Annotated in this window: 24 protein-coding genes; 22 read left to right on the top strand and 2 right to left on the bottom strand. The window is 51.7% G+C overall.

Annotated elements, in window-relative coordinates:
• On the top strand, window positions 1-960 hold a 960-nt coding region (locus tag HW115_RS17160; protein ID WP_178934274.1), incomplete at its 5' end, for a glycoside hydrolase family 38 C-terminal domain-containing protein.
• Window positions 961-1,108: 148 nt separating this feature from the next.
• On the opposite strand, the gene HW115_RS17165 is transcribed toward HW115_RS17160, so the two are convergent.
• Window positions 1,109-1,690, bottom strand: coding sequence for an EF-hand domain-containing protein (locus HW115_RS17165; protein ID WP_178934279.1), 582 nt, complete (start codon window positions 1,688-1,690; stop codon window positions 1,109-1,111).
• A gap of 237 nt (window positions 1,691-1,927) precedes the next feature.
• Between HW115_RS17165 and HW115_RS17170 the strand changes: the two genes are divergently transcribed.
• The 21 genes from HW115_RS17170 to HW115_RS17275 all read left to right on the top strand — a co-directional run bounded on the left by HW115_RS17170 (window position 1,928) and on the right by HW115_RS17275 (window position 23,996).
• A complete protein-coding gene (locus HW115_RS17170) occupies window positions 1,928-2,644 on the top strand; it encodes a TPM domain-containing protein (RefSeq protein WP_178934284.1) in 717 nt (238 codons plus the stop codon).
• A gap of 80 nt (window positions 2,645-2,724) precedes the next feature.
• Window positions 2,725-3,726 carry a hypothetical protein gene (locus HW115_RS17175; protein ID WP_178934289.1) on the top strand — a complete coding sequence of 334 codons (1,002 nt, stop codon included), beginning with the start codon at window positions 2,725-2,727 and terminating at the stop codon, window positions 3,724-3,726.
• Window positions 3,727-4,183: 457 nt separating this feature from the next.
• Window positions 4,184-5,194: a S1C family serine protease gene (locus tag HW115_RS17180; protein ID WP_178934290.1), complete on the top strand. Its 1,011-nt coding sequence runs from the start codon at window positions 4,184-4,186 to the stop codon at window positions 5,192-5,194.
• A 71-nt stretch (window positions 5,195-5,265) separates the two neighbouring features.
• Window positions 5,266-6,303 (top strand): S1C family serine protease, encoded by a 1,038-nt coding sequence (locus tag HW115_RS17185; RefSeq protein ID WP_227021623.1) that lies wholly within the window; start codon window positions 5,266-5,268, stop codon window positions 6,301-6,303.
• Between the two features lie 138 nt (window positions 6,304-6,441).
• Complete coding sequence (ccsA, locus tag HW115_RS17190; RefSeq protein WP_178934300.1) at window positions 6,442-7,212, top strand: cytochrome c biogenesis protein CcsA; 771 nt, start codon at window positions 6,442-6,444, stop codon at window positions 7,210-7,212.
• On the top strand, window positions 7,213-8,196 hold the full coding sequence (gene hemA, locus HW115_RS17195; RefSeq protein WP_178934306.1) for a glutamyl-tRNA reductase: 984 nt from the start codon (window positions 7,213-7,215) through the stop codon (window positions 8,194-8,196). It abuts the gene before it with no gap.
• 1 nt (window position 8,197) lies between these two features.
• Window positions 8,198-9,133, top strand: coding sequence for a hydroxymethylbilane synthase (gene hemC, locus HW115_RS17200; RefSeq protein ID WP_178934312.1), 936 nt, complete (start codon window positions 8,198-8,200; stop codon window positions 9,131-9,133).
• A complete protein-coding gene (cobA, locus tag HW115_RS17205; protein WP_178934327.1) occupies window positions 9,130-10,632 on the top strand; it encodes a uroporphyrinogen-III C-methyltransferase in 1,503 nt (500 codons plus the stop codon). The genes hemC and cobA overlap by 4 nt, the downstream gene beginning before the upstream one ends.
• Window positions 10,633-10,895: 263 nt before the next feature.
• Window positions 10,896-12,686, top strand: a complete 1,791-nt coding sequence (locus tag HW115_RS17210; protein WP_178934339.1) for an assimilatory sulfite reductase (NADPH) flavoprotein subunit — start codon at window positions 10,896-10,898, stop codon at window positions 12,684-12,686.
• Window positions 12,687-12,796: 110 nt separating this feature from the next.
• On the top strand, window positions 12,797-14,503 hold the full coding sequence (locus HW115_RS17215; RefSeq protein ID WP_178934353.1) for an NADPH-dependent assimilatory sulfite reductase hemoprotein subunit: 1,707 nt from the start codon (window positions 12,797-12,799) through the stop codon (window positions 14,501-14,503).
• 70 nt (window positions 14,504-14,573) lie between these two features.
• Window positions 14,574-15,311 carry a phosphoadenylyl-sulfate reductase gene (locus HW115_RS17220; protein ID WP_178934355.1) on the top strand — a complete coding sequence of 246 codons (738 nt, stop codon included), beginning with the start codon at window positions 14,574-14,576 and terminating at the stop codon, window positions 15,309-15,311.
• Window positions 15,312-15,376: 65 nt separating this feature from the next.
• Complete coding sequence (locus HW115_RS17225) at window positions 15,377-16,162, top strand: CbiX/SirB N-terminal domain-containing protein (RefSeq protein ID WP_178934357.1); 786 nt, start codon at window positions 15,377-15,379, stop codon at window positions 16,160-16,162.
• Window positions 16,163-16,484: 322 nt separating this feature from the next.
• The gene (locus tag HW115_RS20120) at window positions 16,485-17,741 is read left to right on the top strand and encodes an RHS repeat-associated core domain-containing protein (protein WP_319609413.1); all 1,257 of its coding nucleotides are present in this window, start codon (window positions 16,485-16,487) and stop codon (window positions 17,739-17,741) included.
• Window positions 17,731-18,141: a hypothetical protein gene (locus HW115_RS17235; protein ID WP_178934359.1), complete on the top strand. Its 411-nt coding sequence runs from the start codon at window positions 17,731-17,733 to the stop codon at window positions 18,139-18,141. Before HW115_RS20120 ends, HW115_RS17235 begins: the two co-directional genes overlap by 11 nt.
• 12 nt (window positions 18,142-18,153) lie before the next feature.
• Window positions 18,154-18,879, top strand: a complete 726-nt coding sequence (locus HW115_RS17240) for an RHS repeat domain-containing protein (protein ID WP_178934361.1) — start codon at window positions 18,154-18,156, stop codon at window positions 18,877-18,879.
• A complete protein-coding gene (locus HW115_RS17245) occupies window positions 18,876-19,328 on the top strand; it encodes a hypothetical protein (protein WP_178934363.1) in 453 nt (150 codons plus the stop codon). Before HW115_RS17240 ends, HW115_RS17245 begins: the two co-directional genes overlap by 4 nt.
• Window positions 19,329-19,700: 372 nt before the next feature.
• On the top strand, window positions 19,701-20,699 hold the full coding sequence (locus HW115_RS17255; protein ID WP_178934375.1) for a transposase: 999 nt from the start codon (window positions 19,701-19,703) through the stop codon (window positions 20,697-20,699).
• 202 nt (window positions 20,700-20,901) lie between these two features.
• Window positions 20,902-21,474, top strand: coding sequence for a leucyl/phenylalanyl-tRNA--protein transferase (aat, locus tag HW115_RS17260; RefSeq protein WP_178934377.1), 573 nt, complete (start codon window positions 20,902-20,904; stop codon window positions 21,472-21,474).
• A 182-nt stretch (window positions 21,475-21,656) separates the two neighbouring features.
• Window positions 21,657-22,430, top strand: a complete 774-nt coding sequence (gene hisA / locus HW115_RS17265) for a phosphoribosylformimino-5-aminoimidazole carboxamide ribotide isomerase (RefSeq protein ID WP_178934378.1) — start codon at window positions 21,657-21,659, stop codon at window positions 22,428-22,430.
• The gene (locus HW115_RS17270) at window positions 22,427-23,260 is read left to right on the top strand and encodes a M90 family metallopeptidase (protein ID WP_178934380.1); all 834 of its coding nucleotides are present in this window, start codon (window positions 22,427-22,429) and stop codon (window positions 23,258-23,260) included. Before hisA ends, HW115_RS17270 begins: the two co-directional genes overlap by 4 nt.
• A gap of 4 nt (window positions 23,261-23,264) precedes the next feature.
• Window positions 23,265-23,996 carry an NlpC/P60 family protein gene (locus tag HW115_RS17275; protein ID WP_178934382.1) on the top strand — a complete coding sequence of 244 codons (732 nt, stop codon included), beginning with the start codon at window positions 23,265-23,267 and terminating at the stop codon, window positions 23,994-23,996.
• Window positions 23,997-24,006: 10 nt separating this feature from the next.
• On the opposite strand, the gene priA is transcribed toward HW115_RS17275, so the two are convergent.
• On the bottom strand, window positions 24,007-26,214 hold the full coding sequence (priA, locus tag HW115_RS17280) for a replication restart helicase PriA (RefSeq protein ID WP_178934384.1): 2,208 nt from the start codon (window positions 26,212-26,214) through the stop codon (window positions 24,007-24,009).
• Between the last annotated feature and the right edge of the window lie 107 nt (window positions 26,215-26,321).

Below are 26,321 nucleotides of genomic sequence, written 5' to 3' on the forward strand. Positions count from 1 at the left end.
CGTCAGGTCATTGCCGATGGCGGGCAGGGGAACCTGCTGCAGATTCACAAGGATTACCCGAACCGTTGGAACGCCTGGGACGTGGATGTATTTTACAAAGATCAGGTGGAAAACCTGGATGGACCGGCGGAGGTGGAAGTGCTCGAAGACGGACCACTTCGTTCGGTGTTGCGCGTGACCCGTAAGTTCGGCCACTCCTGCATGGTGCAGCGCATCGTGCTGAATGCCGGCAGCCGCCGCCTCGACTTCCATTGCGAAGCCGACTGGCAGGAACACGACCGCCTGCTCAAGGTGGCCTTCCCGGTGGGTGTCAGCAGCCTGCGGGCGAGCTACGAAATCCAGTATGGCCACGTCGAACGCTCGACCCACGACAATACCAGTTGGGATGTTGCCAAGTTCGAGGTGCCGGTGCACAAGTGGGCGGACCTTTCCGAGGGAGATTACGGAGTGGCGATGATCAACGACTGCAAGTATGCGGCGGATATCAGCGGAAATGTGATGCGCCTGACTCTGCTCAAGGCCGCGAATGCGCCTGACCCGACAGCTGACCGCGGCAAGCACAGCTTCAGTTATGCCATCCTGCCTCACGCGGGAAGCTTGCAGGAAGGAGGCGTGATCGAAGAAGCTTATGCTTTCAACGTGCCGATGCTGGCGGTGGATGCCGCGGCATCAGCCGGGGAGCTTCCCACGGAGAAATCCTTCATCAGCGTGGATCGTCCGGGAGTGATTCTCGAGGCGGTGAAACCTGCCGAGAAATCGGATGCGGCCGTGGTTCGCTTCTACGAAGCCTACAACACCCGCGGACCGGTGACGTTGAGCACGGATGTGCTGGAGGGCAAGGTAGGCGAGGTTGATTTGTTGGAAAATGCTTACACGGGTGAAAGCCCGGTGGAGGTGTTCGACGGGGATGTGACCTTGCAGGTCAAGCCGTTTGAGATCCGCACGCTGGCGTGGAAATAATACCGGTCGGCCGAACGGCTGAAACCGGTAACGGATATTTGATAAGCTGCACCTGCTTCGGGAGGTGCAGCAAAAAAAATGCGGAAGAGGCTAGCTCTTCCGCATTTTGTATAATGTCTTGTTGGGTGTGGTTCACCCGGGCTTGGGATTAGACATCGGTGCTTGGTCCGTCACCTCCGCCACCGCGAGGTCCGCCTTTGCCACCCCCTTTACCTCCTTTACCACCTTTACGGGGGCCGCCTTTGCCTTTCTGGCCGCCGCGGTGAGGCATGTGGATAGCGTCAGGGTAGTTTTCCCGGACCCACTCCCGAACACCTTCGCGTTCGTCTTCATCGAGTTTGCCATTACCATTGGCATCAAATTGCTTGAGCACGGCTTCGTGGATTTCCTTGCGTTGGGCCTCCATGGCTTCACGGGCTGCTTTGCGTTCTTCTTCACTCAGCTTGCCGTCGCCATCGGTGTCGAAGCGCTCGAGCATTTTTGCTTTGGCTTCAGCGCGGCGTTTTTCCATGGCCTCTCGTGCAGCTTTGCGCTCTTCTTCATTGAGTTTGCCATCTCCGTCGGTGTCAAACTTTTTGATCATTTCAGCGTGGCCAGGGCCTTTGCGGCCTTCTCCTGGTTTGCCTCCTTTGCCTGGACCTCCCTTACCTTGGGGGCCTTGAGCGCTTGCTACCATTGAGCAGGCGATCAGGCTGGTGAGGGACGTGACGATTATTTTGGTCGTTTTCATCGGTTTGTTTTTGTCTTGGTTAGTGGGTCATCCCTTGGAGCGGTTTCTCCTTTGGGTTGTGCCAGTGAAACCCTCGAATCCGGAAGAGGTTGCAAAAAAAGCTGATTAAAAAATGAGAAGCTCGTCACAAGGCGTTATGAATAAGTGCGTTCCAACTACTTAACTTTCATTGATTTTTTCTAATTCTTGATTTATGCACTTGGATGCTGCTCGGCTTTCCCATATGATCTTCCGGGTATGAAGTGTCCACGTTGTGTGCAGAGAATCCACCGGGGAGCGGAGCAATGTCCGCACTGTGGATTTGCTTTGTCGGATTTGGATGCTGTTTTTGGTGCGGGTGAGGTGAGGATGAGGCGTTTGAGTGACGCAGCCGGGGTGTTGCGTTTATCGGAGAGGAAGCGGGCCGAGAAGTGGTTTGACCGATTTGAGCAGCAGTTTCCGCAGTTGTTTTTCAGTGTGTATTACGGAGCCTTGGATGAGGTTTCGAATATGAGACAGTTTGGGATATGGTTGTTGAACCGCGGGGCATTTGAGGATGTGGATTTGAGTCGGCCGAATGAGGGGGGGGTTCTGTTATTGGTGGATGTCAATTCGAAGACCGCGTTCATGGCACATGGCTACTTACTGGATTTTTATTTACGTGAAAAAGATAGCTTCAAGGTGCTTTCCAAGGCGCACCCTCATTTGTTGAAGGAAGATCATTGTAAGGCCTTGAAGGTGGTTATTTCAGAGTTGTCAGCGGTGTTGCGGCAGCGGTCTCGATCCGCACGCCGGAGGCCGCGAAAATATCAAAAGTTGGCGGGTTGCCTGCCGGCGGATCCAAGCCCGTTGTTGGAGCCTTTACGCGCGACTGGAGTTGATGAGCATGAGAGGAATGGGGGCGGGGCTGAAGTTCGTTTGGCGGATTCGCTTGCGTGTGAGCCGTCAGCGCATGGAGAGGAGCGGGGAGCATGAAGGGGGGGGTGAACGGGCTGAGAAGTTTCTGTTTTGGTTTCTGTTTTGTGTTCGGCACATCCTGTTTATGGGCTCAATCGTTGCCTCAGTGGTCTGAGGAGGATCGTCAGCTGCTGGAGAAGGGGGAGCTTGTAGTTGGTGGCGTGCTTTTGGTCGAAGATCCTGCTGCCGGGGCGTCGATCAGGCAGGAGACGGAAACTTCAGCAGAGCAGGGGGGCGCCCCGGTTGATTTAGTGGAATCCTCCGGAGTGTTGGAGGTAGATGTTCCCGAGGCCAGGGTGCGGTTGGAGCCTGTGCCCGATCAGTTTTTATCGTCTTATTTTTCTGCAGCTCCTGAAAGTTATTTGATCGATCCTCAACGATTGTTCAGCAATCAGGAAACACTGGATCGGGAAGGGTACCTGAAGTATTACGCTGATGAGTCAGAGATTGATGTTCGGGTCTATATGTTTGATGCGCATCAGGAGATTCCAGCCCCATACACCTTGGGGCGCCTGGTTGAGGGCACCTTTGTCGATGGGCCTTTGACGGCAGTGGTTTTTTATTATCTGGGGCAACCGGAGCGCAGTGAGTTGCTGTTTGGCGGAGAGGGGGCCGCTGAAGTCAGCAATGAAGAGTTATGCAAAATTCTTGAATCGGCAAAAATCAAAGCTCTGGAGAAATCCGATGCGTCGACGCAAATGGAGTCTTTTCTTATTCAATTGTCGATTTCAACCTATTGGATGGAGCAGGATATTCTCGAGCGAACAAAGCAAGTAGCTGAAGCCCGTGGAGCTCTCGATGAATCGAAGGGCGATACGGAAGAAGCGGGTGAAACCGAAGGGACCTTCGAGCTGATTCAACCCTATCTGTGGTATGGAATAATGGGGCTGGGGGGCGTTGCTTTAACCTTGGTTTCTTTGCTTCTGATTGTCAGGCTTTGGTTGCGGAGTCGGCGCTATCACTTCCCGGTGCTGGACATCCCCAAACGTCTTGGCGCGGATTACGCCGCAGGTGTCGGATCGGTGATTGGTTTTCACAATAAAACCGATTCCCCATCGTCTCAGAGGGACCAGATTCCAGATTATTTGACCAGATTATAGTGCTAGATGCGTAGTAATTTAAAAAGTAAACACTCGTTTTTCGAAATAGCGCATATTTTGCATAAAATTTCTTTACCTGACTCTGGATTTTGATATTCTACAGCCGTCCTCGCAAGGGGGCGAGACAGTCCGATTGGCACCGTTCATACAGGTTAGGGGGTTTCCTGGTGATCATCGCCGATCGGACTGTTTAATTTTGTACGGGGTGTGTGATTTTGTGGGGGTGATGCGAGTCTGATTGGGATTGTGTCAAGGTGGGGATTTCAGTTGAAAATCAGAGGTTTATGGTGCATCCTAATTGGTGAGTCAGAGGATGGCTTACCTATTTGGCCCTTTCCGGTTTTGTGCTGTTGAGTGATTTTAGCTCATCTTGACGATGTATCGGAAGGTGCTCGATAGCTAATTGATAGTGATTCTTGAACGAAATTTTAGCTGATTAGCGTTATATTCGATACATATGTTGCGACAATCTATTCAAAGAATGGGCCGAATGTTTGCCATGGGGGGGCTCTTGATGAGTTCTTCTCTGGTTTTTGGTCAAGTGTTGCCGTTTAATGAGAAAAAGGTGCCTGAGAGCAAGGATGATTTATTATCGATTCAGCAGGCGTTGATGGAGCATCAGGATCAGGCACGTATGGCCACGGTGAGTGTGAAGTTGGAGCAGGGTTTTGGCAGTGGCGTCATCGTTTCGCCTGAGGGCTTGGTTTTGACGGCGGCCCATGTTTCGGGAGGTGTGGGTAAGGAACTGACGATTGTGATGAACGACGGTTCGGAGTACAAGGCGGTTTCCATGGGCTTGGTATCGACAACGGATGCGGCGATGGTCCGGATCGTGGATAAGGGACCGGAAGGTGGTTCTTTTCCTCATGTGGAGATCAACAAGGAAAACGATTATATGTTGGGGCACTGGGTTTTTGCGCTAGGGCATTCAGGAGGTTTTGATCAGGACCGGGGGCCGGTGCTGAGACTGGGGAGAATTGTTCAGGTGAAAGAGTCCACCTTGCAGAGTGATTGTAAGGTGATTGGCGGTGATTCAGGTGGTCCTTTGTTTGATATGGCGGGCCGACTGATTGGTATTCACAGTCGGGTTGGTCGGGAAACTGTGGTTGAAAACATGCATGTGCCGATGCGTGAGTATCTCAAACACTGGGACGCAATGGAGAAAAATGAATTTCTTGGTGACGGTCCCTTTGCCCAGCGCCCGGTCAAGGGATCTGGTTTTCTAGGTATGGGAACCAAAGATAGTGACGATGGCCTGATGGTTAGTAAGGTGGGTAAGGGAATGGCTGCGGAAAAAGCCGGAGTCAAAGTGGGCGATATTATTTTGGAAATGGACGGGGAAGTCATTGAGAACAAGACGTCATTGAAGACCTTTCTTGCTGAGAAAGCCGCTGGGGATTCGATTCAGATCAAGCTGTCTCGTGGTGGAGAGGAGCAGCTTATTAAAGTGAAGCTTGAAAAGAGATAAGGAATTTTGCGTGAGCGGTGCTCAATGAAGCGCTTGATGTCGTGTTGAATATCAGAGGAAAAATACAGGAAATGAAAACAAGGGAGAGATATCGCAATGGATCGGGTCGCTGTCGACTGGCGGTTGCCGTCTTACTGCTGATGGGGTCGTTCTGGCTACATGCCCAGAATGTGCTTCCAGCGGATATCAGGATTAATGGCAAGGTGATGTGGGAGGCTTTTGAGTCCCAGCGACAGGTTTTGCAGCAGAGCAGTGCTGTGGTTTATACGGATGGAAAATCCCATGTGAAATCGGTTTACGGTGTGGTTGTCAGCGCTGATGGTTACGTGCTGACCAAGGCGAGCGAGATTGAAGGTAAAAAGAGTATTTCAATGCGCATTGGTCGTGACCTTTACACGAATGTTGAAGTGGTCAACGTGGATCCCAGGTGGGATGTGGCGATGTTGAAAGTGGCTGCAGACCATCCTTTGGTTCCCGTGGACTTAAGTGAAGATGATGATGTGGTGCAGGGGCACTGGGTGGTATCCAATGGATCGGCCTCGCGAAGCACACGCCGGGTGCGAGTCGGGGTGGTGAGTGCCATGACTCGTGAGATTAAGAGTTCGGCGAGTGATGTGATTCTCGGGGTTATGCTGAGTGCTGATGATGCGCTTAAGGTGGAGAAAGTGACGCCAAAGTCAGGAGCCGAAAAGGCCGGCCTCAAACCGGGGGACGTGCTTAAACGATCGGGGGATGTGGAATTGAAGGAGCGAGCCGATTTGCTGAAGTCGATGAAAGGAAAAAAGCCGGGTGATACGCTTGAAATCGAATTGTTACGGGAGAAAAAAACGATGCTTTTGGAAGTGGAGTTGATGGCTCGTCCGGGGAAGCAAATGATGTCGCGGAATGACCAGATGAGTGGTGGCGAGGATTCCCTGTCAAAGCGGAGGGATGGGTTTCCCCGGGTGATTCACCATGATACACCTCTGATTAAATCTTCAGTCGGGGGGCCATTGCTGGATCTCAACGGCCTCTGTATTGGTATGAATATCGCCCGGGCCAGCCGGGTGGCCACCTTTGCGATTCCGGCACGTGAACTTCGTGGCATCATTGAGAACATGATCCCCTGATTTTGGGGAACCGTTTTGGCGAACCGTTTTGGGGAATCGTTTTGGTTTTTATCAATGTCCGCGGATTTGAGAATCCACGGCATACCCTTCATATCGGCTTGAAATTTTCAGGATGCGTGTGCATGAGCTTTGGCCGCCATGGATAAAGCGATACTGATTGCCGCCTTGTTGCTGGCCGTGATAGCGGCTGTGCAGGGGGCGAACTGCGTTCACCGCGGGGTTCGTTCCCGCTGGACAGTGGTGTGGCTTTTATTGTCCTTTGTGGCCCAATTGGCGGTGTTGTCCATGCGCAGCCAGTTACGAGGTGCCTGTCCACTGGGTGATACCGGTGAGGTTTTGTTGTTTTCTGCATGGTCTTTGACGATGTGTTACCTCTTGGTGGGCTCGGTGTATCGTTTGTCATTACTCGGGGTGTTCACGGCTCCCTTGGTGAGTTTTTTGCTTGGGGTGGCACTTGTTCCGGGGATGATGGAACCCAATCCAGAGCATGCAGTCAGTTCGGATGTATGGAGGGGCTTACACGCGGCTTTTTCTGTCCTGGCCTACGGGGCCTTGGGTTTGTCTGCTGTGGCGGCGATGATGTTTCTGGTGTTGAACCAGCAACTCAAGGATGCGCATTTGACCACTGGTTTGTTTCAGAAGCTGCCGCCGGCCCGGGAGTTGATCTTTGTGGTTCGACGTCTGCTGATTCTAGGTTTTGCGGTATTAACCATGGGGGTGGGTTGTGGGGTTCTGATGAAAACGAGTTCAGAGGTCGTGAACAAGCATTTACTCGTCGCCTTCGGCGTGTGGGGCTGTTACGGATTGTTGTTACTTGTGACTTGGTTGCGGGGCGTGCCTCCCAAAACGTTGGCGATTTCGGTGATGGTTTTGTTTGCGCTCTCACTGATGGTTTTTGTTTTGCTGTAAATGGAGTTGATTTGCATAGGGTTGAATCATGAAACCGCACCCGTTGAGGTGAGGGAACATTTTGCCGTGCCTGCGGAGAGCCAGGGCGAGCGTGCCCGGCAGCTGATTGAATTGGATTCCATTGGTGAAAGCGTGGTCTTATCCACCTGCAACCGTATGGAGGTGTATGTGGTGGTTGAGGATGGCCGGCAAGGTGCTGAGTCACTGAAACATCATTTGGCTTGCGGTCGGGAGGAAGAAGCCCGGCAGCATTTGTATCTGAAAGAAGGTGATGATGCCCGGAGGCATTTGTTCCGCTTGGTTTGCGGCTTGGATTCCATGGTGCTTGGTGAGACGGAGATTTTTGGCCAAGTCAAACAGGCATACAAGCAGTCTCACGAGGCGGGCGCAACCAAAGGAACGCTCAACAAGCTGTTTCAAAAATCCTTTGCCGTAGGAAAAAAAGTCCGAACCCATACCCGGATTCAGGTTGGACCGACGTCGGTGGGCAGTGTGGCCGTGGATCTCGCTGAAAAAATCTTCGGGGCTCTGAAGGGCTGTCATGTGATGATTATTGGTGCGGGGGAGACCAGCCGGAAAGTGGCGATGAGTATGCTGTCCCGAGGGGCGAAGGATCTCACGGTGACCAACCGTTCCGAGCAACGGGCGATCGATCTGGCCGCCGAGTTGAATGGGAAATCGGTTCCTTTTACCGATTGGGAAAACACCCTGATCGATGCCGATGTCGTGGTTTCATCCACGGGTGCCACCGAACCTGTATTGCGTGCTTCCCAGATTGAAGCGGTAAGGAAGAAGCGGAAATACAAGCCCCTGTTTTTGATTGATATTGCTGTGCCTCGAGACATTGAGTCCGCGGCGGGAGAAATAGAAGAGGTATACCTTTACGATATGGATATGTTGCAAAAATTGGCTGGAGATGCCAGAGCGTCCCGTCAGCAGCAGGTTCAGGTATGTGAGCAAATGATTGAGCAGGAAATGCAATAAGATGATGAAACCATTGGTGATAGGAACTCGGGGTAGTGCGCTGGCGTTGGTTCAGGCGGAAATGACAGAGGCTGTATTGGCTCAGGTCTTCCCTGACCGCGAGGTGATCCGCAAGGTGATTCAAACAACCGGGGATCGGCGGACGGATGTTCCTTTATCCGAAGTTGCGAAGGTGGAGGGGGTTTTGGATAAAGGCGTGTTTACCAAGGAGTTGGAGGTGGCGCTTGAGGCTGGAGAGATTGATCTAGCCGTGCACAGCATGAAGGATGTGCCGACGGTGCTGGCGGATTGCTTTGAGATTGCCGGTGTGTTGGAGCGGGCACCGGTGCGGGATGTGTTGATTTCCTGTCATGATGGAGGTTTGCAAGGTCTGCCAGAAGGCGCGACCGTCGCAACAAGTAGTGTGCGTCGTCAGCGTCAGTTACTGTTTTTACGTCCCGATTTGAAGCTGGTGGATATCCGTGGCAATGTTCCTACTCGATTGCGTAAATTGGCAGAGCAGGATGAGCTCGATGCCATCATGTTGGCGGAGGCTGGTTTGATTCGTTTGAATTATGATTTGTCGCAACCACTGGATGGTGGGCTGTGGGCGACGCCGCTTGATGCCGGGCAATGTCTGCCGGCAGCGAGTCAGGGGATTGTCGGCTTTGAAATACGAAAATCCGACGTTGAGGTCCGGGAGGTTGTCGAGAGCATTACCCATGCCTCATCCATGGTTCAGTGTCGGGCGGAGAGGGAGTTTTTACGCCTCTTGGATGCCGGCTGTCACACTCCGGTGGGCGTGCGCTCATGGATCGTGGACGGGACGTTGCATATGGACGGGCGTGTGTTTTATGAGGAGGAAAAGGCTGACCTGCCGCCGCGCGAGGCGCAGGCTCAAGGGGATGCCGGGGCTCCGGAACAAGTGGCCTCCCAACTGTATGCTTCGTTGACATGAGTGGTATCTGTTATCTCGCTGGAGCCGGCCCGGGAGACCCAGGCTTGGTTACCCTGAAAACGCGCCAATGCATTGAGCAAGCGGATGTGTTGGTATATGATGCTTTGAGCAGTGCCGAACTCTTGAATTGGGCCTCACCCGACTGTGAAAAAATTGATGTCGGTAAAAGGGCCGCCAATCACAAGCTTCCGCAGGAGGAAATCAATGCCCTGTTGGTAGAGAAAGTCAGCCAGGGCAAGGTCGTTGTCCGACTGAAGGGCGGAGATCCGATGATTTTTGGTCGGGGTGGGGAAGAGGCGGCGGTGCTGGCTGATGCTGGTTTGCGTTTTGAAATTGTGCCCGGTATTTCGTCGGCTTTTGCCGGGCCTGTGTATGCCGGTATTCCTCTGACCCATCGTGAATACGGGCCCCAGCTGACCTTGTTTTCCGGTCATGAGTCGAGTAGTAAAACCGAAACTGAGCTCGATTATGCACAGCTGGCCAAGGCCCCGGGGACGAAAATTTTTCTGATGGGGGTGTCCCGGTTGCGTTCGATTACGGAGCGCCTGATCGAACACGGCGCTGCCCCTGACACGCCGATGGCGCTGACCCGCTGGGCGACCACCGGACGACAGAAAACAATCACTGGCACGATTGCCACCATGGCTGACATTGCCGAAGCTGAACAATTCAAAGCCCCAGCTGTGGGCGTTATAGGAGATATTATCAAAGAAATGGACAAGATTAACTGGTATGAAGATCGCCCGCTGAAGGGGAAACGTATTGTGGTGACCCGGAGCCGAGCCCAAGCGAGTGGATTGGTGCGGGAGCTGAGTGCCCTCGGCGCCGATGTGCTCGAGCTTCCCGTGTTGCGGATCGCTGATCCGGAAGACAAAGCCGCTTTTGCCGAGAGTGTGGCCAATGCCCATACCTATGATTGGTTGGTATTCAGTAGCACCAATGGGGTGCGGCGCTTTTTTGACGCCTTTTATGCCATTTACGATGATGCCCGTAGTCTGGGGGGCGTTCGGATTGCCGCAGTAGGTCCGGGCACCGAAAAGGAGATCAAGCAGTACCGTTTTTCGGTTGATCTTGTCCCGGACAATCACATTGCCGAAGGTATGCTTGAGGCATTCAAGCAGGATCATTGCATTGACAGTCAGACGATGCTCTGGATACGGCCGGAAAATGCCCGTCCTGTGCTTGCTGACGGGCTGAGTGCCATGCAGGCGATCGTCGATGAGTGCGTTGCTTATCGGATCGAAGCGGAAACCGAAGACCCCACGGGGGCTGCCGCTCGATTTGCCGAGGGCGGGGCGGATATGGTTACCTTTACCTCCTCGTCCACCGCCAAGTATTTCCATGAACTTGGCTTGCCGTGGCCCGAGGGGTGCAAGGCTGCGAGTATCGGACCGATTACCTCAGCCAAACTCCATGATCTCCATTGCGGACCTGTCGTGGAAGCAGAGGATCACAACCTCGAAGGGCTCGTGAAAGCGATAGTCTCGGAGTTGGCTTGAGGTCATAGAAATCGTGCATTGATCAGCGCCCTTTCCGATGGGGAGGGCGGTGAACTTGGTTACAGTGCTGGATTTTGATTATGGGATTGCACCTGTAAAATTCAGGTGAATAGTGTGGTCTTGTTCCCTTTTCAGCCTGGGCTTTGCCGTCCACCTGGAAATGTCACAAATGCAGATGAATTTAGCTTGCAAGTTTTGCACGGTTGGGCAAAGTTGCCGCGCGAAAAGAAGTAACTTTATCAACAAAGTAAGGATTAAAGAGAATGATTGAATTTCCGATACATGCGCCACTGGATGAGGTGCAGAAGCAGCAGTTGGGAGTGGCGTTAGCGACCTTGTCTCCCGAACAGGTGGCCTGGGTCAGTGGATACATGGCAGGTTTGCAGGCTTCGCCACAAGCAGCGACGGCACTGACGGCTCCTGTTGCTCCGGCAGCGGACAGGTTGTTGACCGTGCTTTATGGGACGGAGTCCGGCAATTCCGAAGAGTTGGCTGAGCAGTTGTTGAAAGCGGCGAAGCAAAAAGGCTTCAAGGCGAAGGTCACGAATATGGCCGATGCTTCGCCATCGGATCTGGAAGGGTTGGAGAACCTGCTGGTTGTGGTCAGCACCTGGGGTGATGGTGAACCTCCTGAGGCTGCTGAGGAGTTCTACAATGACCTAATGAACGGAAGTGTCGATCTTTCCGGCGTCAAATTCTCGGTGTGTGCCCTTGGAGACACCAGCTATGATCAATTTTGTCAGACCGGCAAGGAGGTAGATGCGCGGCTCGAAAAGTTGGGAGCTTCCCGACTGCTTGATCGTGTGGATTGTGATGTGGACTTTGAGGATCGCTTTGCATCCTGGGCCACAGAGGTATGGTCAACCTTGGGAGATGCAGTAAGTGCCCCGGCATCCGTTGGAGCCCCGGCGATTGCTGTAGCGGCGCCAGTGTATGATAAAAAGAACCCATTCCCTTCTGAGATTTTGGAGAACCAATTGCTCAGTGGTGATCGATCCCTCAAAGAGACGATTCATGTGGAACTCTCGCTTGAGGGCTCCGGTCTTTCATATCAGCCGGGAGATGTTTTGGCAGTCTTGCCCCGCAATGCTGACGATGTTGTTTCCGGTGTGCTCCGGGCCTCAGGCTTGAACCCTGACGCCAAAGTGGTAGTTAAGGACATCGGAGAGAAGTCGCTCGAACATGCACTGACGGTGGATTATGACATCACCGGACTGTCCCGTAAAATCGCCGCATCCTGGCAGGAGCTGGTGAAGCATGAGGAACTAGGCGCGTTGTTGGCTGAAGATGCCAAAGAGAACTTTAAAACCTGGGTGGACGGCCGTCAGATTGTGGATTTGCTTGAAGCTTATCCGGCAAATGATCTGGATCCACAGGCATTTGTTGATTTGCTGAGAAAGTTGCCGCCACGCTTGTATTCGATTGCTTCCAGCCCGAAAGCCCATCCTGGCGAGGTTCATTTGACGGTCGCCGCGGTGCGCTATGAGAGCTATGACAAGGAGCGTAAAGGGGTGGCATCAACGTTTCTTGCCGATGATGCACCCGTGGGAACGAAGGTGTCGGTTTATATGCACCACAATAAGAACTTTCGCTTGCCTGAGAATGGAGACACTCCGATCATCATGGTTGGCCCCGGCACGGGTGTCGCACCTTTCCGTGCCTTTGTTGAAGAGCGTTCGGAGGACGGCTCCAAGGGCGATTCCTGGCTGTTTTTCGGTGACCAGTGTTACAACGAGGATTTCCTCTATCAGCTTGAGTGGCAGGACCATCTGAAACAAGGTTCGTTGACCCGTTTGGATGTGGCGTTCTCCCGTGACCAGCCCGAGAAGGTGTATGTGCAGCATAAGATGCTGGAACGTGCTGCTGAACTATGGCTGTGGCTCGAGCGTGGTGCCCATTTCTACGTCTGTGGTGATGCTTCCCGCATGGCCAAAGATGTGCACGCTGCCTTGTTGCAGATTGTGCAAGAGGAAGGTGGAAAGTCCGAAGCTGAAGCCGAGGCCTATCTGGCAGCATTGAAAAAAGACAAACGTTACCAGCGCGACGTGTATTAAGCCAAGCGTATAGTGTATGGCGAATGGAGAATAAGGAGAAGGGCGACCTTCGTTTGGAGGTCGCAGCGTGGAGAGAAAAAATAAAATCATTGAGTTAGGAATCAAGAACGATGAGCGAAGAACAAAAACTTTCGGCCAATGAGCCGTTGAAACTGAACAGTAACTTTTTGCGGGGGACCTTGGCCGAGGATTTTGCCGATGTGAGTACCGGCAATATTTCTGCAGATAACCAGCAGCTGAGTAAGTTTCATGGAATGTACGTCCAGGACGATCGTGACGTGCGTGCAGGGCGACGTAAGAAAAAGTTGGAAAAAGCCTACAGCTTTTTGATCCGGGTGCGGATGCCCGGTGGAGTGGTCACGCCCGGGCAGTGGTTGAAAATGGACTGGCTGGCTGATGAATACGCCAACGGAACCTTGAAACTCACAACCCGGCAGGCGTTTCAGCTGCACGGCGTGATCAAGCGTAATCTGGTGCAGACAATTCGGGAAATGGATAGTGTGGTGCTCGATACGATTGCCGCATGTGGAGACGTGAACCGGAATGTCATGTGCAATCCGAATCCGCACCAGAGTGAAGCCCATGCGGAAGCTCTGAAGCTGGCCACGGAGATCAGCGAACATTTGCTTCCTCGAACCGGTGCCTATCGTGAGATTTTTCTCGATGGAGATAAGGTTGCCAGTAATGAAGAGGAAGAAGAACCGATTTACGGGAAAACCTACTTGCCTCGCAAATTTAAGATCACGGTGGCTGTTCCACCATCCAACGATGTGGATATTTACGCCCACTGCCTGTCGTTTATTGCGATTCTCGAAGGAGGCAAGGTGGTGGGATACAACGTATCCGTCGGTGGGGGGATGGGGATGACCCATGGTCAGGAAGACACGTTCCCACGGACAGCGGATGTCATTGGATTCTGCACCCCTGAGCAGGCGGTGGATGTCGCAGAGAAGGTGGTTCTGGTTCAACGTGATTTTGGTGACCGCTGCAACCGCAAGCATGCACGCTTAAAGTACACGGTCGAACGGATGGGTGCCGACGGGTTCAAGGACAAGCTTGAGGAATACCTTGGCTATGCTTTGCAAGAGACACGGCCTTTTGAATTTACGAGCAACGGAGATCGTTATGGTTGGACTGAGGATGCCAACGGCAACAGTCACCTGAATCTCTTCATTCCCGGTGGCCGGGTCGTGGACACTCCGGCATTTCCTACCAAGACTGGCTTGCGTGAGATTGCCAAAATCCACGACGGCGACTTCCGCTTGTCGGCAAACCAGAACCTGGTGATCGCCAATATTTCACCTGAAAAACGAGAGCAGATCGAAGCCTTGCTGGAGCAATACAAACTGAGCGATACGCATGTGAAGAGTGCCTTGCGCTTGAACTCCATCGCGTGCGTTGCTCTGCCTACCTGCGGACTTGCTTTAGCAGAGTCCGAGCGCTATCTGCCGGATTTGATCACAGAGCTAGAGGAAACCATTGAGTCGGCTGGGTTACGCCACGATGCCATCACGATCCGGATGACGGGTTGTCCGAACGGTTGTGGTCGCCCATTTCTTGGTGAGATTGCTTTTGTCGGTCGGGCCCCTGGAAAATACAACGTTTATCTCGGAGGTGGGTTCCACGGTGAGCGCTTGAATAAGCTCTATCGGGAATCGGTTCCCGGGGGTGAAATCAAGGCCTTGCTTTCTCCTCTTATCGAGGATTATGCAAAGCAGCGTCAGGATGGCGAACACTTCGGGGATTTTGTTGTACGTGCCGGCTATGTCGCGGAAACGACAGCAGGTAATAATTTTCACCTCAACGTAGCGCAGTAAACGACGATCATCTACCGGCTGTTCGTGGCGGTTCATGTCAATGAGCCTCCCCGATGCCGGGGTATTCACTATGAACTCTATCGCAAACGCAATGACTCCCCAATCTGATGTCGACTTGGTCAATGAGGCGTTTCCTTCCATGAAGGCAGCGGAACGCGTCGCATGGCTTCACGAAACCTTCGGCTCCCGTCTGGTGCTTAGCAGCAGCTTTGGTCTGCAGGCTGCGATCATGCTTCACCTGATCAGTAAACACGCACCACAAATCCCCGTTGTTTGGCTGGATACCGGATACCTGTTTCCCGAGACCTATCGCTATGCCGAGAAATTGATCGAATCGCTCGGCTTGGATGTGCACGTCTATCAGCCGAAGTTGTCAGCAGCTCGCCAAGAGGCACTCTATGGTAAACTCTGGGAAAAGGGTGAAGAAGGAAATACCAAGTATGGATTGATCAATAAAGTGGAACCGATGAACCGGGCCTTACTCGATTTGGGTGCCGATATATGGATCAGTGGTTTACGCCGGTCTCATTCCAGCACGCGTGCAGATCGTACCTTTGGTGAACAACAGAAAAAAACACTGAAGGTGTATCCTATTCTGGACTGGGCGGATGCGCAGGTTTCGGCCTACTTTTATGAGAATGCGATCCCCCCACACCCGCTGGAATCCCAGGGATACCAGACGATGGGTGACTGGCATTCGACGAGCCCTGTTGAAGAGGGAGGTACGGCCGAATCTTCACGCTTCGGTGGTGAAAAATACGAGTGTGGATTGCATTTGGATTCCGGCGCTGCCGATTTCCAGATTTAATCTGTAGCCAGCTTTGCCTGTTCCGGGTTGCGGAAGGAATGGAAAAAATAAACATTTAGTTAGATATGTTGGAGCCTCCGACACAGCCATCATTGCTGCTTCTTGGGCATGGGTCCTCGAAGCACCCCGAATCGTCTCAATCCGTCCGAATGCATGCGGACTTGCTTAGAGAACGAGGGAACTTTCAATCTGTCGATGTCGCTTTTCTGAAGGAAGAACCCCGTCTCGAAAATGTTGCAGCCCAACTGACATGTTTGCCGGATGAGGAAGTGGGAAACCTGACCATTGTTCCGGACTTTCTCGCCGAGGGGTATTTTACCTTGCAGGTCATTCCCAGCATGTTGCGAATGGATACCTTGCCTGATTCCGTTCGGTATATTTCCCCGGTCGGGACTCACGCCATGATGCAGGATTTGATCTATCAAGCCGCCAAAGACGTTTTGGGGGATTGGTGCGAAAGGGATGTTACTTTGTTATTGGTAGGGCACGGGTCCACCAAAAACCCACGCTCGAAGGAGACTCTGATGCAACACATTGAGGGGCTGAAAACATCCAGTGCCTACGGTCAGATTTGCGATCTATGGTTGGAGGAATCTCCGTTTGTCAACGAGTGGCGGGATGTGGCAAATCACGACAAGGTTTTGGTGGTTCCATTTTTGTTGAATGATGGCCAACACGGAGGATGGGATATCCCTGAAATGTTGGGCCTGCCGGAAGGTGATCCAGTGCATGGCCATACGCATGAGTTAGGTGGACGTCATGTCCGTGTGGCTCCCGCGCTCGGGACGAGCCATCGTTTTGCCGACGTGATTGAGGAAGTGGCTTTGCTTGACCGTGCACTTCGGTCTTGATCGATGGCTGGGACACCAGGAGCTGGGGAAAAAGACAAAAATGCCGGCACTTCGATCGTTACGCGATTCATTTTTTCGGACCTCAATATGGAGCAAACGAGGACTTCCCAGTCCTCGTCTTCCTGTCGGGCACCATGCTTGGTTTCTCTCTCTGTGAAGCTCAGGGTATGATGGGGCAGCCCCGACTGGATCATCTGCAGAGAATCTACCGTCACCACATCAGGTCCAAGAGACGCATCCGGTTTGAAACCTTCCGACTTTCACCAAAGAATCTTTCGAAAATAATCCTTTTTTCTCTCTGCTTGCTTGCTAGATTGGCTTCGTGTCAGGAGCACAAGCCAGCACATCCAATCAAAGCACAGCCCCAAGCCATGAGGCATCGGGTGAATCCTGTATTGCCGTAGCACAAATGGCTCAACGGCTTCCAGCGCAGGATTCTCACAGATCAGGCTTTTGTTTGTTGCGATCATTGTCAGTCATCTTTTTTGTGTTTATCCCGCTTGTCTTATTCTTCCAAAAATCTACGGATGCCGGAGCTATCTACAACTACGCTACCCCTGAAAAATCAGCCCCAGGAGAACAGATGACTTCGTTTCTCTGGTATCAAATCCATGCCTATGATGACCTGATTAGCCGACCGCTCAGGCTCTCATCAAAGCTGCACACTACCACTACGATGATGCGACCTGAAGCAGCATCGGGTATGGGTTCAAGTCGCCACCAACCCTTTACCTGCATAGCATTGATCGGCCTTACTGCATGTATCACCCGCACTAAAAATAGTGCTTCTATGCCTACGCATGAAGCTAAGAACCGATTCAACCAACGTGCAGCATTAGCAAACAAATACACCTGTCATTTTCACCCGCGAGAATCATTATCTCAAGCCATCAATACACCTCAAGCTACCTTTACGTCTGATTATGTAATAAACTATTACGGTTACAGATATCTGGATCCAGTGACAGGGGGATGGCTGAGTAGGGATCCGATTGAGGAAGAAGGAGGAATGAATCTTTATGGATTTGTTTATAATGAGCCTGTTGAATGGCTTGATATTCTTGGTGGGAAGCCACGCAAGGGAGGAGGCGGTGGAGTGAAGGGTAAAGGTTGGGGGAGAAACGGTAATGGTAAGAATTTACGCTATCCAGATCCCCAGCCTCGACGTAAAAGAGGTCGACAGTTGCAAAAAAGGCTGGATGAGATTGCAAAAGGGATTGAAACAGGAAAAGGTGCAGCTATTGCTGAATTTGTCGGAGAAATTTTAGAGCAGGCTGCTACCTCGGGTTCAAGAAGTTACGGCCTTGCTAAGGCTCTTGGAGAAGCCGAGTGTGAAGTTAAATACATAAAAGCTGTGAATGCAGGAAAACAGTCGAGAGTGTGCCGTGCCTGCTGTGTTGCCGGCGTTTGGGAATATGCTAACCCTCATACAGATTCTTATTATGTTAAGGGGGCTGTAGCTCTAATACTTAATACATCTTGTAAAAAGCATCAGGAATATTTAATGCAGACTGGTTCGACATGGGGCGACCATTTAGATCAGAGCAAACAATTACACGATTATTACTATGAATACTAAATTTCTGCTATTATTTTTTACTGTGTTTTGTTGTTTTGGAGTGCAGGCTGACCCTATTGTCAGTTTTAGGAATGGGGATGAACGGGTAGATGTTGTGATTCCTTCTGAAGTATCTTTGTCTCAGGGTTTAGTGCGAGGTGTTACGGGGGTGGATGACGTTAGTTATAGATCGTTTCTTGAGATAAAAGTTTTTGAAGAGGTTTTAGAATTGAAGAATTTCATTAGGCGGAATCAAGGCAAGCGAATAGATATATATCTGTATGGAGAGAAAGTGGTTAGCCCTGTTGTTAATGGAAAACTCGAAAGAGGTGCCATACTGATTCATTTGCCTAAAGATGATCAAATTGGTCGCATAGCTAAAATTCTCCGTAAAAATCTCTTGCTAAAAGATAAAAAGTAAATTGCAAGGAGAATGGTGAAAACTTCCCAACCTAGGCTCAACTACTACGGTTACAGATACTACGATCCGGTGACCGGGAGGTGGATAAAGAGGGATCCGATTGAAGAGGAAGGAGGATTGAACGTCTATGGGTTTATTGAGAATGGTGGGGTTAATTCTTATGATTTTCTGGGCTTAATTGAACGACCAAGTCCTCCTGTTGATCCTATGCCGATTTTTGGCCCGCCTGATGATTCGGGAAATGAACCAATTTTCCACCCTAGCCCTACAAGATTCGTCAAAAGCATTAGTGTTACAATTGAGTGGGTTTGTGAATCTGAGCCATGGTACTGTTGCGATACCAGCACGGAAAAAGAGCCTACAATCTATTCGGAGTTCACTATTACAAGCCATCGTGAACGGGTACTTTCCCGTGGGGAAAAACCACATATGTTTATCAACACAGGCTATGAAGGAATTTATGGAGGCCTATCACGTCACGAGAAAGATTTAGTTAAATTTGAAGCTCCAAACGTTCTTGCAGTCGCGCTTGGAAAGCATGATGTCGAGGTATCTAAATTTCTAGAACCTTACTATAAGCGTGGATGTATTGTGCGTAAACCGGCGGTGCAATGTGCTGGCTCTATTCATATTGTGATGATTTCAGGCTATCCCTTTAAACTAGAGTCACAGAAAATGAAAATCGACTCTGAGAATGACGTGTTTCCTCCTGATCCAGTCCCACCATTAACAATATGAATCAAAACACGATGAGAACTGGTATTTGCAAGGCTTTTGCTGTAGTAGCTTTTTCCATATTATCGCCTTTTTACAGCCAGGCTGCCAATGCCAATGCCCCCTTTAGGGAGCATTTAGTTTCCATGGATCCAGTCTTTGTAGGACTGTATACATATGATGGGAAAAAAATGGTCAAAAAAAAGGTTTGGGTTGGAGGAACCTCCGAATGGAGATACGCTGGGATGATCAACACAAAAGAATCCCTTCATTTGGCTTCTATGACCAAACAAGACGGTGTTTTGGTGTTCGTTTGTAAGTCTAGTGCTTGGTTTATACCAATCTACAAAAAGCAAGTTGGGCTTGTCGCTTCATTGGACTTGGAAGATAAATTTTCTAATAAGATCTTCAAATTAGATGACTTGATCAAATTATTCGATTCCGCATGGCCTGAGCAAAAGCGGCAAAAATGAGATAGGCCAGAGAGGAGTCCGGAAAGGGGTCAGTCCGTGGATTGTGGATTGACTGATAAGCAAAGCCCTGATTGATTGTTGTGCATGGCACGGCCAATACGGATTGAATTCAAAGGAGCGATGTATCATGTGATGTGTCGAGGCGACAACGGGCGGGATATTNGAAACCATTACCACATGCTACTCGAAACCCCCGAAGGTAATCTTGTCGATGGTATGAAGTGGTTTCAAGGAACCTACACACAGAGGATCAATGCATGGCAAGGAAGGAGAGGTCACCTGTTTCAAGGGCGATACAAAGCTCAAGCAGAAAGGGGTCAGTCCGTGGATTGTGGATTGACTGATAAGCAAAGCCCTGATTGATTGTTGTGCATGGCACGGCCAATACGGATTGAATTCAAAGGAGCGATGTATCATGTGATGTGTCGAGGCGACAACGGGCGGGATATTTTTTTTGGAGATAAGGGTTGCGAGAGGTTTCTCGATACACTTGACGAGGCTTGTATTCGTGCTGGCTGGTATGTTCATGCCTATGTGTTAATGGGAAACCATTACCACATGCTACTCGAAACCCCCGAAGGTAATCTTGTCGATGGTATGAAGTGGTTTCAAGGAACCTACACACAGAGGATCAATGCATGGCAAGGAAGGAGAGGTCACCTGTTTCAAGGGCGATACAAAGCTCAAGTAGTCAACGGTGAGCAACGGGATCACAACTATTTTCAGACTGTATCAGATTACATTCACCTTAACCCAGCCCGTGCGATAATGACAGGCAAGGGCAAGCGATGGGAGCGGTTGCGAGATTATCCATGGAGCAGTCTTCAGTCGTATTGCAGCTGGAGGCGCAAACGTCCGAGCTGGCTCATGGTCGATAAAGTTCTGGAAAGTTACACCTTCAAAGACAATACAGCAGGGCGCGAAGCATATGCCAAATACATGGATAAACGCGGAGAAGAAGTGCAGGGCGGTGAACCTGGCATCGGCTATGAAGAATTGCGACGCGGGTGGTGTCTAGGTGATGGCGAATTTCGTCAGCGTATGTTGGATAAGGCTGAAAAGGCACTGCAAAGCACAAAACGAGAAAGCTTGACGGGAGCGGCCGTCAAGGAGCATGGGGAGGCCCAAGCTGTCAAGCTACTGAACGAGGGGATGGAAAAACTTGACTTAGTCCCCAAACAATTGGAAGGCATGTTAAAGCTAGCACCCGAAAAACAGGTGTTGGCAGCGTGGCTTTCATCACAAACACTGGTAGGTACCAAATGGATAGCAGAAATGCTCCATATGGGGCATCGGAGCAATGTTAGTGCATCCAAAAAATGGGCGCGTGAAACGAAGGAAGGTAGCAAGTGGTTGTGTAAGTTGAAATAGCAGGTGAAACGACGAACACTCACTTTACCCGCAATCCACGGACTGACCCCGTGTTGCGAACACTCACTTCATCCACAATCCACGGACTGACCCCATGTTGATGGCGCCATGTTGACCCTGTCTTTATTCTTCGGTCATTCAGCGTAGCGAGTGCCGGGCTTCGACTCGACACCTGCTGGTGAGTTCGCTAGGCTCTCTGAGCATGATGGAGTCTATTTCGGCTGAGGTGTTGCTTGGTGCATACAGCAAGGGCGTTTTTCCCATGGCGGAGGACGGGGAGATTTGTTGGTATTCGCCAGAAAAGCGGGGAGTGATTCCTTTGGATGAACGCTTTCACGTCAGTAAAAATTTACAACGGACGCTCAAGAAGGGCGTCTTCCGCGTGAGCATGAACAAAGCCTTTCGCGAAGTGATGCTCGCCTGTGCAGATCGAGAAGAGACCTGGATTGACGAGGTGATCCTGGAGAGTTATTGCGAACTTCACGAATTGGGCTTTGGGGTGTCCGTCGAGTCTTGGGACCAGGATGGCTTGCAGGGGGGATTGTATGGAGTAGCTCTTGGACGTGCCTTTTTTGGTGAAAGCATGTTTTCGCGTAAAACCGATGCCAGCAAAGTAGCCTTGGTTTATCTTGTCGAATGGCTCAGGCAGAAAGATTTTATCCTGCTCGACACCCAGTGGATGACGGATCACCTCAGGCAGTTTGGAGGGTATGAGCTCGCGCGGGATGCGTATCACTGCCAACTGGCGGATGCGTTGGAGTGTCTTCGGGGGTAATCGACTGACTATTTGGTTTCGATATCGGTTCTGGCATTCGGGATGTTTTGTTGTTATATCGTTCTCGGCGGCTGATTGGACCAATCAGCCCAACCGATTTCCATCGTGTGGTCTGACATTTGTTGAACAGGTGACATGCCCCCTCGATATTAATTAGCATTTTCAAAAAACTGTTCTTCACGATGACTAAATTCAGACCCTGTATCGACCTGCACGACGGCAAAGTAAAACAAATCGTTGGAGGCACGCTGCGCGATGAGGGAGCGGGACCGAAAGAGAACTTTGTATCTGATCGGGATCCTGCCTGGTTTTCCGACCTTTACCGGCAGTCTGATCTTCGGGGTGGGCATATCATCCAACTGGGGGCGGGCAATCAGGAAGCTGCCCGCGATGCTTTGGGGGCCTGGCCCGGAGGAATGCAACTAGGTGGCGGAGTGAACTTGCGCAATGCCGTTGAGTGGATTGAGTCCGGAGCTTCCCAAGTGATTGTCACATCCTGGCTGTTTGATCAGGATGGCAGATTCCGGGAAGACCGACTGAAGGAATTGGCCCGCGAAATCGGGCGGGAACGCCTCGTGGTGGACCTGAGTTGCCGTAAGACGAAATCCGGGTGGACGGTAGCCATGAACCGCTGGCAGACTTTGACCAGTATCGATGTCACCCATGCGACTTTGGACGCCTTGGCTGAATGGTGTGCGGAATATCTCATTCACGCCGCCGATGTCGAGGGACTCTGTGGTGGAGTTGATGCCGAGCTGATTGATCTGCTTGGTGCCTGGGGAGGGGTGCCGATGACTTATGCCGGTGGGGTTGCCCATATGGATGACTTGAATGTGGTTGCAGAGCGAAGCGGAGGCAACATCGACGTCACGGTGGGAAGTGCCTTGGATCTTTTTGGTGGTTCGGGAGTGAGATACGAGGAATTATTAGCCTGGAATGAACGGAGTAAGGTATGACGGGAATTGAGATTACAGCCATCGTGCTCGGACCGGTGGTGGCCATTGCCGGGGTCGTTTCCGGCAGGGCTGCCTTGCGGCGTTCTCGAAGACGTGCGTGGATGGCCATGCGTCTGGACGAGGATGCTCGCCGACAGGTAGCTGAAGACTTTCCTTTGTTTGCCCGCTTGCCTGATATGGTTCGTGATGAACTGGAAGGTCTGATGCATGTGTTTATGGAGGAAAAGAACTTCGAGGCCTGTGGTGGGCTCGAAGAAGTGAGTGGGCATATGCAGCGGGTGATAGCAGCTCAGGCATGTTTGCTTCTGGTGAATCGGAAGCATGATTTTTACCGGAATTTGCGCAGCATTTTGCTCTACCCCTCCGCTTACAAAGCCAGAGGCGAGCATGGTGATGAAGATGTGCGCCTTGGGGAAAGCTGGCACTCTGGGAGTGTGGTTCTTGCTTGGGACAGTGTGGTTTCGGGTGGACGTAATGAAGAGGATGGGCATCACGTGACCCTCCATGAATTTGCCCATCAGCTCGATCAAGTGGACGGGGCCGCAGATGGAGTCCCGGAATTGTCAACGGTCGGTTGTTATCGAGAGTGGGCGAGTGTTTTTAGCTCGGCGTTTGAACGATTCCAGACAAAGTTGGAAAAAGGGAAACGTACTGTGATTGATCCCTACGGTGCGACCAATCCGGCGGAGTTTTTTGCTGTATTGACAGAGACGTTTTATGAAAAGCCAAGACAGCTGAAAGAGCACTACCCCAAGGTGTATGATCAATTGCGCCGCTATTATCGAGTGGATCCGTTGGAGTGGTTAGAGGATCGTGAACAGAAGATCTAGGATTATGAAGTTGTTGATACGGATACAATCTTCCAAGAGGCTGTTGTTCTTTATTTTGTTAGGGGTGTGCTGTGGCTTGGGTTTGTTGTATTGGAATCCGGTCAATGCAACATCTTACCGATTAGGGTTCTTGTTGTCTCTCGGGGTTCTTTGGCTGACCCTGTTGGCATTGATGTGGAAAAAGCACCTCATTCGCTATCTGCTTATTTCGGTTCCCTTCTTGTGCGCTATTCCATTTCTCCTGCCAGCGAAACGTCTGAAACAAGAAGCCATACGGGTGTCTTATTTACAGAGAATGAGAGCCCTGGAGGGGGTGACCTACCATTGGGGTGGCGAAAGTGCACGTGGAATCGACTGTTCCGGCTTGCCTCGCAAGGCTCTGCGGGACGCTTTGTTGGCATATGGACTGCAGCATGGCAATGGTCGGGCGTGTCGGATGTTTCTCGAGCAATGGTGGTATGATACCAGTGCCAAGGCTTTGTCTGAGGATTATCGCGGGTTTACCCGAGCCCTTTCAATTCGTGGGAAAATTAACAGCATGTCGTATGATGGACTGTTGCCCGGAGATCTTGCCGTGACGCAAAGCAAGGTGCATACCTTGGTCTATCTGGGTGATGGATACTGGATTCAAGCGGACCCCGGAATTGGAGCGGTTGCCATCTTGCATGGCCGCAAGGATCAGAACCCTTGGTTCTCTCAAGAAGTGACGATGCACCGATGGCAGGTGTTGGAGTAGTAACTTCCGGTTAGAATCCCATCGCATCCATATCAAAGACGAGGGTGACATCGTCCGGCGGAGGTGTTTGGTTGAGGATGTTGCTGATATGGCGGGATAGCTGTCGGGCCGAAGATCCCAGGAGCATCAGCTGGTAGCGGAATTGACCATGGGCCCGGACAAGCGGCGAGGGCAGAGGCTCCCCGAGCACCATTCCCTGAGGGAGATCTTTTTTCAGCCGCTGATGGATGTTTTGTAGGGTGAATTCAGCGCGGCGTTGGTGGGTGGAGCGCGTGCCAATCACGGCACAGTGCGTGTAAGGGGGGTAGCCAAATTGACGGCGGAACTCGAGCTCCTGATCGGCGTAACCGCCAAAGTCATGATGACGGGCAAATTGAATGGAGGGAGAATGTGGCGTGTAAGTTTGCACGATCACTTCACCTTCGAGTTCTCCTCGACCGGCTCGTCCTGCGACCTGGGTGAGCAGTTGGAAGGTGCGTTCTCCGGCCCGGAAGTCGGGAACGTGCAGACCGAGGTCGGCATTGAGCACTCCGACCAAGGTGACATTGGGGAAATGCAGACCTTTGGCGATCATCTGGGTGCCGATGATGATGTCAATCTTGCGCTGACGGAATGCCTTCAGCGTGTCCCGCAAGGCATGCTTGCGTCGCATGGTATCGGTATCGATGCGGGCGAGTTTGGCGGTGGGGAAAACTTTTTGTAACACCCCCTCCACTTGCTCGGTGCCGTAGCCTTGGAACCGGATTCCCGGGTCGTGGCATTCCGGGCATTTCCGTGGGGTGATCGCCTGATGGCCACAGATGTGACAGATCAGCCGTTCTTCGGATTTATGATAGGTTAGCGGAATGGAGCAATGCCGGCATTCGATGACCAGTCCGCAGGCCGGACATTGCAGGGATCGGGCAAACCCGCGCCTGTTCAGAAAAAGGATGACCTGCTCACCTTCGGCGAGTTTTTTTTCCATGTTGGCCCGTAGGGGATCGGATAGAATGGCCGGGCCGGCGCCCTTGTACTTGCGGCCTTCAATCTTCATGTCGACAATCCGGATAATCGGCATGGATTGTCCATCGGCACGTTGTTCGAGTTTGAGCAGTTGATACTTGCCAGTTTCCGTATTGTGAAAGGATTCGAGTGAAGGGGTTGCCGACCCTAACAGAATAGCTGAATTTTCGATATGGGCTCGGAGAACGGCGAGGTCCCTGCCGTGATAGCGGGGGGAGGTATCTTGTTTGTAGGAGTTTTCATGTTCTTCATCGACAATGATGATGCCAAGGTTCGTTAGTGGGGCAAACACAGCGCTGCGGGCTCCAATAACGATTTTTGCTTCGCCGTTGCGGATGCGGTGCCATTCGTCGAAGCGTTCACCTTGTGAAAGGTTGGAGTGCATCACGGCGACCTGATCCTGGATGGATGCAAAGCGGGATTTGAAGCGTTGCACGGTTTGTGGCGCCAGAGCAATTTCCGGCAGTAGGACGAGGACCGATTTGCCGGCATCGAGGCAGCGTTGGGCCGCTTGGAGGTAGATTTCGGTTTTTCCCGACCCGGTCACACCGTGAAGCAGCATGGGCTTATCCGGGGTTTCGATTTCCTTGAACACCTGTTCGATGGCGCCTTGTTGTTCGCTGTTGAGCGATAGAGGAGAGTCCTCGAGGAAGGCTTCTCCTGCATCGGGATCACGTCGGACGGGTTCATCTTTGATTTCTACCCAGCCGTGTTTGGCTACGGCTTTGATGGATGCCGAGGCTCCGGCCCCGAGGTCGGATAGAGGCATTTTACCTCCCGCCGCTTGGAGTAAAGTGAGAATCAGGTGTTGTCGGCTGGCTCGTTTGGAGAGCTTGGTCATGGCCTCCTCATCGGGAGTTTCGAGCAGGTGGACCATTTTTCGCGTTTTCTCGGAATGGTTTTCCTGCCGAACGGCTTCCGGTAGTAAAGCTCGCATCACCAACTCCATGGGGGCGCCATAGTAGTCGGCCATCCAATGCCCCATTTGCATGAGCTTTGGCGTGATCAGGGGGTCGGGATCGATGAGTTCCAGGACTTCCCTGAGTTCAAATTCGGACGCCTGTTCTTTGGCGAGAGCGAGGATGGTACCTGTGGATGCTCGATTGCGGAGGGGTATTTTTACCCGACAGCCGGGCCGGGCGTCCATTCCTTCAGGAATGGCGTAGTCAAAGACCAATTCATTGGGTCCGTCGATGAGCACTCGGGCGGCTGGCATGCAGAGCTTTTACCTTTATTTGTCAGGTCTCGGAATAGCAAAATGCAAAATATCGAGACTGCGAGGTGCTGTCATCAGGCGATGACTTGTTTAAGGACGATATCATG

The organism is Oceaniferula marina (assembly GCF_013391475.1).
Lineage (GTDB): Bacteria > Verrucomicrobiota > Verrucomicrobiia > Verrucomicrobiales > Akkermansiaceae > Oceaniferula > Oceaniferula marina.

Coding starts and splice junctions, on each gene's coding strand:
- HW115_RS17235 (WP_178934359.1), top strand. CDS start 17,731: ATGAATACTAAATTTCTGCTATTATTTTTTACTGTGTTTTGTTGTTTT.
- HW115_RS17170 (WP_178934284.1), top strand. CDS start 1,928: ATGAAGTGTCCACGTTGTGTGCAGAGAATCCACCGGGGAGCGGAGCAA.
- hemC (WP_178934312.1), top strand. CDS start 8,198: ATGATGAAACCATTGGTGATAGGAACTCGGGGTAGTGCGCTGGCGTTG.
- HW115_RS17165 (WP_178934279.1), bottom strand. CDS start 1,690: ATGAAAACGACCAAAATAATCGTCACGTCCCTCACCAGCCTGATCGCC.
- hemA (WP_178934306.1), top strand. CDS start 7,213: ATGGAGTTGATTTGCATAGGGTTGAATCATGAAACCGCACCCGTTGAG.
- HW115_RS17240 (WP_178934361.1), top strand. CDS start 18,154: ATGGTGAAAACTTCCCAACCTAGGCTCAACTACTACGGTTACAGATAC.
- aat (WP_178934377.1), top strand. CDS start 20,902: ATGATGGAGTCTATTTCGGCTGAGGTGTTGCTTGGTGCATACAGCAAG.
- HW115_RS17255 (WP_178934375.1), top strand. CDS start 19,701: ATGGCACGGCCAATACGGATTGAATTCAAAGGAGCGATGTATCATGTG.
- HW115_RS17225 (WP_178934357.1), top strand. CDS start 15,377: ATGTTGGAGCCTCCGACACAGCCATCATTGCTGCTTCTTGGGCATGGG.
- HW115_RS17215 (WP_178934353.1), top strand. CDS start 12,797: ATGAGCGAAGAACAAAAACTTTCGGCCAATGAGCCGTTGAAACTGAAC.
- cobA (WP_178934327.1), top strand. CDS start 9,130: ATGAGTGGTATCTGTTATCTCGCTGGAGCCGGCCCGGGAGACCCAGGC.
- hisA (WP_178934378.1), top strand. CDS start 21,657: ATGACTAAATTCAGACCCTGTATCGACCTGCACGACGGCAAAGTAAAA.
- priA (WP_178934384.1), bottom strand. CDS start 26,214: ATGCCAGCCGCCCGAGTGCTCATCGACGGACCCAATGAATTGGTCTTT.
- HW115_RS17210 (WP_178934339.1), top strand. CDS start 10,896: ATGATTGAATTTCCGATACATGCGCCACTGGATGAGGTGCAGAAGCAG.
- ccsA (WP_178934300.1), top strand. CDS start 6,442: ATGGATAAAGCGATACTGATTGCCGCCTTGTTGCTGGCCGTGATAGCG.
- HW115_RS17220 (WP_178934355.1), top strand. CDS start 14,574: ATGAACTCTATCGCAAACGCAATGACTCCCCAATCTGATGTCGACTTG.
- HW115_RS17180 (WP_178934290.1), top strand. CDS start 4,184: ATGTTGCGACAATCTATTCAAAGAATGGGCCGAATGTTTGCCATGGGG.
- HW115_RS17275 (WP_178934382.1), top strand. CDS start 23,265: ATGAAGTTGTTGATACGGATACAATCTTCCAAGAGGCTGTTGTTCTTT.
- HW115_RS17185 (WP_227021623.1), top strand. CDS start 5,266: ATGAAAACAAGGGAGAGATATCGCAATGGATCGGGTCGCTGTCGACTG.
- HW115_RS17245 (WP_178934363.1), top strand. CDS start 18,876: ATGAATCAAAACACGATGAGAACTGGTATTTGCAAGGCTTTTGCTGTA.
- HW115_RS17270 (WP_178934380.1), top strand. CDS start 22,427: ATGACGGGAATTGAGATTACAGCCATCGTGCTCGGACCGGTGGTGGCC.